Consider the following 12,569-nt stretch of genomic DNA (forward strand, 5'->3'; position numbering starts at 1 on the left):
CGCTCGCGTTCAATCGGCCCCCTCGGCTTCGGACTCGGACAGCGGTTTCTCAGGCGTCGACGTGACAGCGCCGCTGCTGGTCGGCCGAGACGCCGACGTAGGATCTGGATCGATTCCCTCGAGCGAGACTCGGTTGAAGACGTTGAGTCCGGCTTTGAACACCGCGAGCAGGACGGGGCCGAGGAACAGTCCCATGATTCCTAGCAGGTAGATTCCGCCGATGACGCCGACGATGACGACCGCCGGGTGGAGTCCGGAGCCGCGGTCGACGAAGATGGCCCGCAAGTAGTTGTCGACCACCGAGAGGACGGTCACGCCGTAGAGAAGGAGCACTGCGGCGCTGAACGGCTCGTTTACGAGTACGAGATAGCCCACGGCAGGCCCCCAGACGAGCCAGACGCCGATTGCCGGGAGAAACGAGACGACGATCATGGTGATCGTCCAGAAGGCGACGTTCGGCACGTCGAGCAGGTACAGTCCGATCCCACCGAGCAGTCCTTCGACGACGGCAACGAGCACGTGGCTGTAGATGACGGCCCACGTGACGACGCTCACCTCCTCGAACAACTCCTCGCGGACGGCCGCATCGATCGGCGCGACGTCGCCGAGCCAGTCGACGAAGCGCTGTCCGTCGACGAGCAGGTAGTACAACAGGAAGACGAAGACGATCAGCCCGACGCCCATCTCGACGCTCGTGTTCACCAGTCCGATGAGTTCGAGGACGGCGAGTTCGATCGCACTCGAGAGCGACGATTCGACCTCCGTCAGGACGGCCGCCTCGAGCGCGGCGAACTGGTCGGCCTCGAGGCCGAGTTCGGTGCGTGCCAGTTCGCGAACGGTCTCGAGGACGAACGTTCCGTCGACGCTGTTGAGAAACGAGATCAGGGTTTGTAAGATGACCACCGAGATAACCAGCAGTGGAACGAGGACGGCACCGATCGTAAACCCCGTCAACAACAGCGCCGAGGGTCGAGGACCCAGCCGCGGCCGCAGGCGTTCGTAGGCCGGGTAGAGCACGAACGCGAGGAGGGCCGCGGCCAGCACGTACTGTAACAGCGGGGCGATCATCAGGGTCGCAATCACGCCGAGTACGACCAACAGGAGGGCGAAAAAGGCGGTGCGGACGTCCATACGAACCGGAGGGTCGTATTGTACGTAAATCTTGACATTTCGACGCTCGGACGCTTTCGGCGACGATCGTGACTCGAGCGCGTCGAAACGTCGGACGAGAACGCGGACGATTGGACGCAGCGTCGAGGGCCTCGACAACCGCAGGTAGCAGATCAATCCGTCTGCGCGGTTTCGGCTGCCTGGAGTTTCTCGAACGTCTTTTCGGTGAGTTCGCCGGTTTCCTCGAGAATCTCGCTCCACGCGTCGTTGTCCGGGGCCATTCCCAGCAGACGAGCGATCCGCATGATCGAGACGTGATAGACGCGCTGGCGACCCGGATCTTCCTCCCAGATGATCATGTTACAGGGAAAGAGGCCGCCGATCTGTAACGACTCCTCGAGCGCTCGGTTCGCGATCGCAGGGTTGCAGGCACCGAGGACGTAGTAGGGATCGCGGTCGGCGTCGACTTTCTCGTTCAGTAGGTCCGATGGGGAGAACTCGACGGGGATGCCGAAACCCACGTCCGTACAGACCTCGCGGACGTGTTCGATGGCCTCCTCGTGGTCCATCTCGAGGACGACCTGTTTCTCGCCGTACTCGTCCGGGTCGATCGTCGCAGGGTCGATTGGAAGTGTCATGGTCGAGCCAACGCCCGGGACGTACTAAAATGCCGGTCAACCGGCCACTGGACGATCAGAGCGGAACCGGAAGCCACTCGAGACGAGCCAACACCGGCATCGGATCAAACAGCGGTTCGTGGAGGACGAGCCAATCGAGTAGGACGAGTCCCGCACCGTGGGCAACCACGGAGGGGAGAATGGAGTCCGACTCGTAATCGACGGCTCCAAAGAGCACGTCCGTCGGCCCCGACAGCAGGAACTCGATCGGCGGCTTGCCCGCGTGATGGAACATGTAGACGACGGGGCTGATGAGCACTGCTTTGAAGCCGATCTGCTTGACGCCGACACAGAGCAGTCCTCGATAGTAGGTCTCGGCGGCGAGCGCGAGCAAAAACAACTGAACGGCGTGTGGGAGAAACGCCGACAGGGCACTCGAGGTCTCCCAGATCGGGTAGAATGTGCGGATCGTCGGCAGCGTCGAGCCGACGAGATAGAAGGGGAGGACGAACAGCGAGAGTAAGACGGTGTTGCGAACGGCGACGCGGTTGACGGTCCAGCCGATGTGGTTGCCGTGGGTATACCCGAGCGCGAGCGGGCCGCCGATCAACAGGACGGTGTCGACGACGACTCGGCGCTCGATGTCGGGCGGGACGACACTCATCCACACGATCGTCAAGAGCGCGCCCGTTAGCAGCGACTTCTGGACCCACGAGAGTCGATCGAACTGGTCACGAACCCAGCGGCGGCCGCTGCGTCGTTCCTCCGTCGCCACGGGTCGTTACTCGTCGGCGGTCGGAATCGGTCCAGTGCCGATGACGTCTCGAACGTGGGCTTCGAACTCCTGATGGCGCTGGAAGTACGTCTCGTCGACGTCCTCGAGGATCACCGACAGCGACTGTGGTCCGTCAGGCGTCCGAATCTCGCTGTCGCCCTCGAGGCGGTCGACTTCGCTCTTCTCTTTGGGCCACGTCAGCCGCGACGTGACGCGGGCAAGGGGGGCACCCTCGACAGGGATCTGGTCTCCGAGCGTGACGGCCGGCTCCTCGTCGTCCTCGTCGCTCATATCCCCCCGTTTGCGAGCACGTCGATTCAAGCTTTCGTTTCCGGGGGTCGGTCGGGACCTCTCTATCCGGCGAGGTGTGTCTGACGTATCGTTTTGTGACGGGAGGTACAATCACCGTGCATGACAAGTCTGACGGAGGCCTACGACGGAAGCGCACGGGAGGTGGCGAGCCCCAGGCGACTGTACACCGGAACGGCACTCGTCCTGCTCGGTGCGGTTCTGGCCGTCGTCGCCGTCCTCGTGGCGACGACCGACCTCTTGGGCGAGTACGCGCTCGCACTCTCGAAGGGGATGGCACCCCAGTTCGCGACCGTCCGCGCTGCGGGCGTGCTCGCCGGGCTCAGCGTCCCCATCGTTCTCGTCGGCGTCTTCGTCGTCTTGCCGGCCAGCCGCCGCGTGCAGGCCACCGCCGCGATCAGCGCGAGCCTCTGTCTGCTCGGCGTCGCCCTGTTCTGGCACGCCTACCCCGAGCACTGGCGCTACGGCGGCGACCAACTCACCCTCGAGGTCTCGGTGATCTACCTGCTCGGACTCATCACTGCGATCTGGTGTCTGTTCGCCGCCATCGCGACGTTCAAACGACGCAACGATCCGGGTGGCATGCTCGAGATGAACGTCACCCGCCACAACACCACCGTCGTCAAAGCCGACGAGTCGGCCGACGACTCGAGCGGCCTCGGCGGCATCGGCTTCTTCGGCGGGACACCCGACGGCGAGGTTGAGACCCAAACTAATGCGGACGACGCTGGCGACACCACGCTCTCGTACGACGACGCGTCGGTCGAGTCGGTACCGAAATCGGGAGCCAACACCGGAACGGGGACCGAGACGGACCGATCTCGAGCCCGAGCAGCCGGCGTGGCGACCAGCGACGGCGGCACGGCCGCCTCGGATCTCTCCTCGCCGCTCGACGCCGGCGACGGCTACGACGCAGAGATCGTCGACGCGCCGACGGACGAACCAGCCGAACCCACGGATCGCTACTGTGGCAACTGCAGCCAGTTCGAGTACGTTCGCTCCTCGGATGGGATGGTCCCTTACTGTGCCCACCACGAGACGGCGATGGACGATATGGACGCTTGCGAGGAGTGGACGCCGAACAACCAGTAACGCCGTCGAAAAGCGACCGCACAGCCGTCGATCACGTTCTATTCACGTTCTCGATTCGACAGTCCTCGGGCCGTCACAACGGGCCGCGTGGCCGATCTAGAAGCCGGCCGCCTGCCGTCCCAGCTCGAAGCCCCACTGGGGGACCTCGTAGACGATTAACGCGACGAGCAGCAACTCGAGTGCGGTGATAATCACCGTCACCAGATCCGCGCGATTGCTGCTGACGGTGACGCCTGTTGGGAGCCCGTACTCCGTTTTCGTGAGCGGGTAAAACAGCGCGATGCCGCGCCTGCTTCCTGCCATGTCGAGGACGTAGTGGGTCAACACGCCGATCCAGACGTACTCGAGGTTGGCGAAGACGTACGGGAAAGCGAGAAAGCCCGCCAAAAGCGGCAAGTTGTGCAACGTTTTCCGGTGTTTCCCGAACGCGGTGTCGATGTCGGGCACCATCGCCCCCAGTGTGACCGGCACCCCGATCGCGACGATCATCCGAAACGTCTCGAGATCCCCCGCCGGATCGAGTAAATACCCCAACCCCAGACTCAAAAGCACAGCGTTGAGAACGTGTCCCTTCTTGTTCATCTACCCGCTACTGGCGGTGCGAGCCTCGAATAGTTTTCTTTCGGAGACTGTCGTCACGCCGAACCGGTCGGCGGTCGGATCAGTTCCGGTCGCTGCGTTCTGCCTGTGCGTCGATCGCTTTGAGCAGATCCTCGAGTACCCGATCGACGGTTTTTGCCCGAACGGCGGCGCGGTCGCCATCGAAGACGTAGCGGGAGACGGACGCGAACGAGGACTCGCTGCCCCACGGGCCGGCGTAGGCGACGCCGATGTAGACGGTGCCGACCGGGTTTTCTTCGGTCCCGCCGGTCGGGCCGGCGATGCCCGTCGTCGCGACGCCCCAGGTGACGTCGGTGACGTCTCGAACGCCCTGGGCCATCTGACGGGCGACAGGTTCGGAGACGGCACCGTGTTCGTCTAGCGCTTCGCGGCTGACGCCGAGGTGGCGGCGTTTGGCGTCGTAGGCGTACGTCGTCAGTCCCGCGTCGAAGTAGTCGCTCGCGCCCGGGACGGCCGTGATCGCTGCGCCGATCAGGCCGCCAGTACAGGACTCAGCGACGGCGAGCGTCTCCTCGCGGTCTCGAAGCGCGTCGCCGACCGCCATCGGACGGTCGCGGTCGATGTCGTCGTTCATGTTCGTATGCGAGTCGACGCGGTGTGGGGACGTGAAAGCGAGGGTCGATATCCCGGCCATCGGCGCAAAACGGAAAGAACGACGGTCCGTGGCCCCTGTCACCCACATATGGAGTATGAGACGCCGCTGTTCTTTCACGTGATGGAGTATGCGGGGCGGGCGGATCGCGACGTGATCGACATGGTCAGCGGCAACCCCGACTGGGAGCCACCGCAAGCACTTCGCGACGGGCTCCACGAGTACGCCGACCTCGAGCCCGACCAGTTCCAGTATCCGCCGAGTCACGGGTTGCGCGAGTTGCGCGAGGAAATCGCCGCTCGCCGCGGCGTCGATCCCGAGCAGGTCGTCGTCACGAACGGGGCCGGCGAGGCGAACTACCTCGCGATGGCGCGCGCACTCGAGCGCGACCGCGGCAATGAGATCGTCCTGACGGACCCGGTCTACCCCTACTACCCCGGCAAGACGACGATGCTCGGCGGACAACAGCGTTTCGTCCCGACGGACGAGACGGGCCAGCTCGATCCCGCCGACGTCCGCGCTGCCGCGAGTGAGGAGACGGCGGCGATCGTGGTCAACTCGCCGAACAACCCGACGGGCGCGGTCTATCCCGAGGAGACGATCGAGGCGTTGGTCGAGATCGCCGAAACGTACGACGCGATCCTCGTCAGCGACGAGGTGTACGACCACTACGATCTCTCGGGGACATTCTCGAGTGCGCTCGCTGTCGACTCTGGTCATCGGATCGTTACCAACGCGTTCTCGAAATCGCTGGCGATTACGGGCTTTCGCGTTGGCTACGCGATCTTCCCGCCCGAACTCGTCGAAGACGCCAAGAGCCGACACATGCTGGTCAACGTCGCCGGCAGCCGTCCCAGCCAGTACGCCGTGTTGCAGGCACTACGCGAGACTGGACCGGACTACTACGAACAAAATCGCCAACTCCTCCGCGAGCGCGTCGAGACGTTCACCGACGCCTTGGATGCCGCGGGCGCGTCGTATACGACCCCACAGGGGTCGTTCTACGTGCTGGCGCGTTTCGACGGCTATCCCGGCACGCTCGAGAACGTCGAACGCCTGATCGACGAGGCCGGCGTGGCCGGGATGCCCGGCGAGGCCTTCGGTAACTCACGCCGTGACTGGCTCCGGTTCGCGCTCGTCACGCCGCGCGTCGAGGAGGCCGCCGAGCGACTGGCTACCTACTTCGACTGACCGATCGACGAGCTATCGCAGCGTGCCTTCCCACGAGCAGTCGGAACACGCAAACAGGCCAGCGCCGTTGATCGTCTCGCTGCCACAGGCCGGACAGTCAAGCGAACCGGCGGCACCGATCGCGCCCGACTCGTCGGTCGGCCGGAGGACGCCTCGAGCAGTCGGCGTCGGGAGCGGGAAGCCGGCGCGCTCGCCTTCGTAGGGGAATCGGGTGTTCTCTGTCCGGTCGATCGTCGTATCGGCGTCGTTCTGGATGAGCTGGGATGTCATGGGTCGGTGGAACGGTGATGGGTTACCGCGTTGGTCTGACTGGAAGGCCAACGTTCTCCTAATTAATGTTAGGGGTGGTACAATTATATGATGTAGTGATTACTCGAGAACACCTAGTATGTATTAGGGTGATCCTAGGTGACATTCAAAATTGGCTCGAGCTAGCACACCTCTAGGCTATCGATCGCCGTCTCGCTCGAGACCGACGACTACTCGTGTCAGGACGGGAAAACGGCGGATATGAGTGGAATCGACGTCGAGCCAGTCGACGAGAAGAGCGAGGACACAACGGGCGAGGACGACGGTGCACACAGCATCGAGGTGACGCCGACGGACTCCGTCGCGGACGACGAGCGGGAAACGATCGATGTAACGCCGTCCGACGAGCCGTTCGACGGTCCCGACTACGTACTCTACGGCGGGAAAGGTGGCGTCGGGAAGACGACGATGGCCGCGGCGACGGCGCTCGAGAGCGCCCGTAGAGGCACCAGCACGCTCGTCGTTTCGACGGACCCGGCACACTCGCTGTCGGACACGTTCGAGATCGACGTGCCGTCCGAACCCGGTCGCATTCGCGACGACGTGCCGCTGTATGCGGCCGAGATCGATCCGGAACGCGCCATGGAAGAGGGGCAGGCGGGCCTCTTCGGCGGCGCTTCCGGCCCAGGTGGCCCGGATGGCGCTGGCGACGGTGCCAGCGCCGGCCCGATGGGCGACCTCGGCGGTCTCGGCGACATGTTGGGCGGAGAGTCCCCGATGGACGCCCTCCTCGGTGGGGCGATGCCCGGTGCCGACGAGGCCGCCGCGATGCAGCTCTTACTCGAGTACCTCGACGATCCCCGATTCGAGCGCGTGGTCGTCGACACCGCGCCGACGGGACACACCCTCAGGCTGCTCCAGTTGCCCGAACTGATGGACTCGATGATGGGGCGCATCCTCACGTTCCGACAGCGACTCAGCGGAATGCTCGAGGGCATGAAAGGGATATTCGGCGGGCAGGAGCCGCCGGAAGAGGCGGGCGACCTCGAGGACTTAGAGGAGCTGCGCGAGCGGATCGAACGCCTCCGGGCGGTGCTTCGCGATCCGGCCCGGACGGATTTCCGGATCGTCATGGTGCCCGAGGAGATGAGCGTCTTCGAGTCCAAACGCCTGCGCCAGCAACTCGACGAGTTCGGCATTCCGGTCGGCACCGTCGTCGTCAACCGCGTCATGGAACCGCTCTCGGACGTCACCGACGACGTCGACGGCGAGTTCCTCCAGCCGAATCTGGACGACTGCGAGTTCTGTCAACGCCGCTGGGACGTCCAACAGTCCGCCCTCGCGGAGGCACAGGACCTCTTCCGCGGGACCGACGTTCGGCGCGTCCCGCTGTTTGCCCACGAAGTTCGCGGCGAGAAGATGCTTCAGGTCGTGGCGGCCTGTCTTCGCTGAGCGAGACGATCGTTCGAAACGAGCGTCGACCGCGCTACTCGGCGGCAGGAACGACGGTGACCGGCCGATCGCTTTCGAGGACGACGTCCTGCGTGACGCTGCCGAAAAGCATCTTTCCGACCGGCGACTGGTCGCCGCTCCCGAGGACGATCACGTTGCTGTCCAGTTCCGTCACGGCCTCGAGGATCGTCTCGGCCGGTTCGCCAGCCGTCTCGTGGACCGCGTACTCGACGTCGGCCGCCTCGAGGTCGTCGACGGCGACCGCCACCGAAGATGGGATGCGCTGGTCGATGTTCTCCGCCAACTCCTCCGTGTAGGTTTCGGAGAAGCCGCCGGCGGCCCACTCGGCGTCCGGCATCGTTTCGTCGTGGACGTGGACCACGTCGACGAACACGTCCTCGGCAGCGGCGGGGAGTTCGAGTATCGCGTCGACCTGTGCACGCGCTCGTGACTCGTTCGTATCGACTGGCAGCAAGATCCGATACATAGATCGACGTTCCATTTCCGGCCCTAAAAGGGGCTCTTTCTCGACGTGTATCCCGTCGTCGGCATTCGATTTTCCTCCCTCGAGTGCCACTTCGGGAGCGGGCGCTTGACAGCACTGAACCGAGTAACACACGCATCGATACAGAGTAACAACTGAACCGATGGACACACCCATCGCACTGTCCGCGGTGCTCGCTCGAATCTTCGCTCCGGCCTGTACTCCCGTCGTACGATGAGCGTGCAGCGACGGTCAGTGGCTCCCCTCCTCGCCGTCCCACTCGCCGCCGACGCGGTCGACACCCATCATCGCCTCACCGGGGTGCTCGGTAAAGACGACCTTCATGTTCTCGTCGGGGACATCGAACGTCTCCCCGAGATACGCCATGGTGGCGACGGCGAACGCGCGCTTGCAGTCGAACGACCGCCCTTGCCGAATCTCGGCATCGAGAAACACCAGCGGTCCCTCAACAGCACGCCCGAGATGGAGGGCGGCGGGATCGTGTTCGCGGATCGTCACCGCGACGTGGCCCGCTGTCGTTGCCATCTCGTCCGTGTACAGGTCTGTCACTCGATCCGCGAGCGCCGTCTTCTCGTCGGCCGACAGCGACAACGTCGTATCGAACTGCAACAGGGGCATACCTCGAGTTCACGAGCTGCCGGTTTGTGGGTTCCGACAACCGGTCGTCGCTCGAGCGACGATTCGTGTCGTTCGTGGTCGGAACGATACCGACATATCAGAGTCAAACTAGAGAATTGTTTACTCGGTATGTAGACTCACACTCGAAAGATAGTGATAGTTACTCGCGCAAATCGACAGCATTTATACGACCTATTCGGAATAAACGGGAAAAATGGTGTACGATAGTTCGAAAACACTTCAAAAGTTCATTCAGAACATCTGGCTCTATCTGTGGCAGCTCAACGCCCAGACGAAGGCGTATCTCACACTTGACGGGCCGGCTATGGTCAAAGACATGGACGGCGTCTCCGAAGAGGAAAAGCGACTCGCGGAGCAGGCGTTCAGCGACGGTGGCCAGCCGCCGAATGGGACCGCCAAGTCGGCTCCAAATGGGGACAACGGTGACGGGCAAGGCGGCGATGACAGCTCCCCCTTCGACGTCGACGGCTCGTACGGGCTGCGCCAGAAGATCGGCTTCGTCCTCGGTCCGATCCTGTTCGCGTTGATTTACCTCGCACCGACGCCGGCCGGCCTCGAACCCGCGGGCCAGGCCGTCGCGGCCGTCACCGCGTGGGTAGCCGTCTGGTGGATGTCAGAAGCGATTCCGATTCCGGCGACTTCGTTGCTCCCTATCGTCCTGTTCCCATTGACGGGCGCGCTCCCAGTCGAGGAAACGACGCCGTCGTACGGCCATCCGCTGGTGTTCCTCTTTATGGGCGGCTTCTTCCTCGCGATGGCGATGCAGCGGTGGGGACTGCACCGGCGCATCGCGCTACGGACGATCAAGCTCGTCGGGACGAAGCCCTCTCGGCTCATTCTCGGCTTCATGATCGCCACGGCGTTTCTCTCGATGTGGGTGTCAAACAGCGCGACCGTGATGATGATGGTCCCCATCGCGCTGGCAGTTATCTACCAGACCGCGGATCTGGTCAACGAGACCGGACTCGAGATCGACACTAGCGAGGGCAACTTCTCGTTCGGGATCGCGCTCATGCTCTGTATCGCCTACGGTGCCTCCGTCGGTGGCGTCGCGACGCTCATCGGCACGCCGCCGAACATCCTCTTTGCGGGGCAGGCGGGCGAACTCTTCGATACGACGATTGGCTTCGCCGAGTGGATGCTCTACGGTGTCCCGATCTCGATCGTCGGGCTCGCTGCCGTCTACGTCTACGTCACCCGCATTGCGATGTCGCCCCAGTTCGACCAGTTGCCGATGGGTGCCGACACGATCGACCGCGAACTCCGGGCCCTTGGACCGATGAGTTCGCCGGAACGCCGCGTGCTCGTCGTCTTCATCGGGATGGCGGCCGCCTGGATCGGCGCCAGCCTGCTCGAGCCGCTGGCCGGAATTACCCCACCCGACGACGCCGACACCATCGTCGCCATCGGTGGTGCATTGGTTCTGTTTACCCTACCGACGAAGACCGAGGACGGCGACCACACCTTCCTTCTCGACTGGTCGAACGCGGTCGACATCCCGTGGGGTGTCATCCTCCTGTTCGGTGGTGGCCTCGCAATCGCAGCTGGCTTCGGTGAGACCGGCCTCGCAGTCTGGATCGGCGAACAGCTGCAGCTGCTCGAGGGCGTCTCGATGCTTCTCATCCTGCTGGCCGTCGTGATGATCACGATCTTCCTGACCGAAGTGACTTCGAACACGGCGACGACGGCGATGTTGATGCCGATCCTCGCCGGCGTTGCGGTCGGGATCAGCGTCCACCCCTACGGGCTGATGATCGCCGGTGCGACCGCCGCGTCGTTCGCGTTCATGCTTCCCGTTGCGACGCCGCCGAACGCGATCGTCTTCGGCAGCGGCTACATCTCGCTGCCCCAGATGGCCCGCGTCGGGGCCGGCCTCAACGTCATCGGAATTATCCTGATCACGGCCGTCGCGGTCGCGTGGCTCCCGTTCGCCTGGGGTATCGATCTCGGGACGCTGCCGACGGAGTTCCTCGAGCAGTGGAACACGTAGCGCTCGTCCCCTGACCGCGCCGACCGCGTTTGCTGCTCGATTGGCATCGCTCGATGAGTAATGGTAATCAGATTCCGAGCGGCTGAGAACCGGACTCGAGGTTCATATCTGTGTTGGAACGACTACCAATCGAGACGGAATGCCAGACTCGGACACCCCAGCACAGCACCAGACCGACGCGATTCTCGAGGCGCTCGCCGACTCGAGGTCGGCGACGACTGCCGAACTGGCGACCACACTCGAGACACACCCGATGACCGTCGAGCGCTACTGTCGAATGCTCCAGCGGGACGGGCGGATTCGGCGGTGTACGGGCGGGATGTATACGCTCGCCGAGACCAGTGCAGAGCGGCTGCCGACGCGACTCGCGGACTGATTGCTTTTCGTCGGCGTTGAGTTACTGTCGCTCGAGTGAGTTCTCGAGACGGAAAACGGATCGCGCTCAGACGAGCTTCCGCAGCAGCCGATAGCCCGCATCTCGCAGCGTATCCGGCAGGAAGCGGGCGTAGACGCCGTACTGGGCAAGCGCCCCAACCGGGTACCGAGCCGGCGGTTCGGAGACGGTACTCGCCTCGATGATCGCCGCGGCGACGTCCTCGGGCGAGGAGGCGAAAGGACCGCCGTTGCCGCCGCCGATTAGCTGCATCTCGTCGTACAGTTCGTACAGCGTCTCGTACGCCGGCGTTCGCTGGTCACCGGGTAACTCCTCGTCGACGCGCTCGGTGAAGTTCGTCTCGACCGGCCCGGGTTCGATGACAGTGACGTCGATGCCGAACTCCTCGACTTCTGCGCGCAGCGAGTCGCTCATCGCCTCGAGGGCGTGTTTCGAGCCCGCGTACGCGCCCGAGCCGGGGAACGAGATCCGACCGATGACACTCGAGACGTTGATAATTCGACCCTCGCCCTGCGCGCGCATGTGGGGGAGTGCAGCCCGGACGAGTCGGTGGGGACCGTAGACGTTGACGTCGAACTGTCGGTGGAGATCGACCGTCGAGACGTCCTCCATCGGCCCCATCTGGGCGTAGCCGGCGTTGTTGACCAGACAGTCGATCGAGCCGCCGAGTTCGACGGTTCGCTCGACGACCCGCGCGACCTGCTCGGGGTCGGTGACGTCGAGTGCGAGCGTCGTACAACCCGCTTCCTCGAGGGCGGCGATGTCGTCGGTGTTGCGCGCGGTCGCGAACACCTGCCAGTCGTTCTCGAGGAACGCCGTGGCGGTCGCCCGGCCGATTCCAGAGGAACAGCCGGTGATCAGCACGCATTGCTTTCGGGTGTAGCGGTCGTCCGTCCGGTCGGTGTCTCGATCGTCCTCGACGACAGTGCCCTCCGGCCCGTCGTCGTCGGTTCCCTCGACGTCCTCAGCGGTGGCCATACGTGACCAGTTCGAGAGACGATACCTAAGTATCGACGGTTTGTCGCGCTCATCG

General features: G+C 63.9%; 15 protein-coding genes. 5 read left to right on the plus strand and 10 right to left on the minus strand.

Annotated features, from left to right (window positions below):
• Positions 1-9: 9 nt before the first annotated feature.
• The 4 genes from GCU68_RS00925 to GCU68_RS00940 form a co-directional block, all read right to left on the minus strand.
• Positions 10-1,131: an AI-2E family transporter gene (locus tag GCU68_RS00925; RefSeq protein ID WP_152938601.1), complete on the minus strand. Its 1,122-nt coding sequence runs from the start codon at positions 1,129-1,131 to the stop codon at positions 10-12.
• A 152-nt stretch (positions 1,132-1,283) separates the two neighbouring features.
• A complete protein-coding gene (locus GCU68_RS00930) occupies positions 1,284-1,748 on the minus strand; it encodes a DUF302 domain-containing protein (protein ID WP_152938602.1) in 465 nt (154 codons plus the stop codon).
• A gap of 55 nt (positions 1,749-1,803) precedes the next feature.
• Positions 1,804-2,502: a CPBP family glutamic-type intramembrane protease gene (locus GCU68_RS00935; protein WP_152938603.1), complete on the minus strand. Its 699-nt coding sequence runs from the start codon at positions 2,500-2,502 to the stop codon at positions 1,804-1,806.
• Between the two features lie 6 nt (positions 2,503-2,508).
• Positions 2,509-2,793, minus strand: a complete 285-nt coding sequence (locus GCU68_RS00940) for a DUF5789 family protein (protein ID WP_152938604.1) — start codon at positions 2,791-2,793, stop codon at positions 2,509-2,511.
• 120 nt (positions 2,794-2,913) lie between these two features.
• On the opposite strand from GCU68_RS00940, the gene GCU68_RS00945 reads away from it, so the two are divergent.
• Entirely contained in the window at positions 2,914-3,903 is a 990-nt protein-coding gene (locus GCU68_RS00945) for a DUF7139 domain-containing protein (protein ID WP_152938605.1), read from the plus strand.
• Between the two features lie 96 nt (positions 3,904-3,999).
• Here GCU68_RS00945 and GCU68_RS00950 read toward each other — a convergent pair whose 3' ends face one another.
• A complete protein-coding gene (locus tag GCU68_RS00950) occupies positions 4,000-4,485 on the minus strand; it encodes a metal-dependent hydrolase (protein ID WP_152938606.1) in 486 nt (161 codons plus the stop codon).
• A 79-nt stretch (positions 4,486-4,564) separates the two neighbouring features.
• A complete protein-coding gene (locus tag GCU68_RS00955) occupies positions 4,565-5,098 on the minus strand; it encodes a CinA family protein (RefSeq protein ID WP_152938607.1) in 534 nt (177 codons plus the stop codon).
• A 108-nt stretch (positions 5,099-5,206) separates the two neighbouring features.
• Here GCU68_RS00955 and GCU68_RS00960 point away from each other — a divergent pair, with 108 nt between their 5' ends.
• Entirely contained in the window at positions 5,207-6,307 is a 1,101-nt protein-coding gene (locus GCU68_RS00960) for a pyridoxal phosphate-dependent aminotransferase (RefSeq protein WP_152938608.1), read from the plus strand.
• Between the two features lie 12 nt (positions 6,308-6,319).
• Here the strand turns inward: GCU68_RS00960 and GCU68_RS00965 are convergent, their stop codons facing one another.
• Complete coding sequence (locus tag GCU68_RS00965) at positions 6,320-6,577, minus strand: hypothetical protein (RefSeq protein ID WP_152938609.1); 258 nt, start codon at positions 6,575-6,577, stop codon at positions 6,320-6,322.
• A 240-nt stretch (positions 6,578-6,817) separates the two neighbouring features.
• Between GCU68_RS00965 and GCU68_RS00970 the strand changes: the two genes are divergently transcribed.
• On the plus strand, positions 6,818-8,008 hold the full coding sequence (locus GCU68_RS00970; RefSeq protein ID WP_152938610.1) for an ArsA family ATPase: 1,191 nt from the start codon (positions 6,818-6,820) through the stop codon (positions 8,006-8,008).
• 34 nt (positions 8,009-8,042) lie between these two features.
• Here GCU68_RS00970 and GCU68_RS00975 read toward each other — a convergent pair whose 3' ends face one another.
• Positions 8,043-8,495, minus strand: a complete 453-nt coding sequence (locus GCU68_RS00975; RefSeq protein ID WP_152938611.1) for a universal stress protein — start codon at positions 8,493-8,495, stop codon at positions 8,043-8,045.
• 249 nt (positions 8,496-8,744) lie between these two features.
• On the minus strand, positions 8,745-9,131 hold the full coding sequence (locus tag GCU68_RS00980; RefSeq protein ID WP_152938612.1) for a tautomerase family protein: 387 nt from the start codon (positions 9,129-9,131) through the stop codon (positions 8,745-8,747).
• A gap of 214 nt (positions 9,132-9,345) precedes the next feature.
• On the opposite strand from GCU68_RS00980, the gene GCU68_RS00985 reads away from it, so the two are divergent.
• A complete protein-coding gene (locus GCU68_RS00985) occupies positions 9,346-11,142 on the plus strand; it encodes an SLC13 family permease (protein ID WP_152938613.1) in 1,797 nt (598 codons plus the stop codon).
• Between the two features lie 139 nt (positions 11,143-11,281).
• Positions 11,282-11,518: a DeoR family transcriptional regulator gene (locus GCU68_RS00990; RefSeq protein WP_152938614.1), complete on the plus strand. Its 237-nt coding sequence runs from the start codon at positions 11,282-11,284 to the stop codon at positions 11,516-11,518.
• A gap of 66 nt (positions 11,519-11,584) precedes the next feature.
• Here the strand turns inward: GCU68_RS00990 and GCU68_RS00995 are convergent, their stop codons facing one another.
• The gene (locus GCU68_RS00995) at positions 11,585-12,514 is read right to left on the minus strand and encodes an SDR family oxidoreductase (protein WP_152938615.1); all 930 of its coding nucleotides are present in this window, start codon (positions 12,512-12,514) and stop codon (positions 11,585-11,587) included.
• Between the last annotated feature and the right edge of the window lie 55 nt (positions 12,515-12,569).

It is taken from the genome of Natronorubrum aibiense (assembly GCF_009392895.1).
In the GTDB taxonomy this organism is placed as follows: Archaea; Halobacteriota; Halobacteria; order Halobacteriales; family Natrialbaceae; genus Natronorubrum; species Natronorubrum aibiense.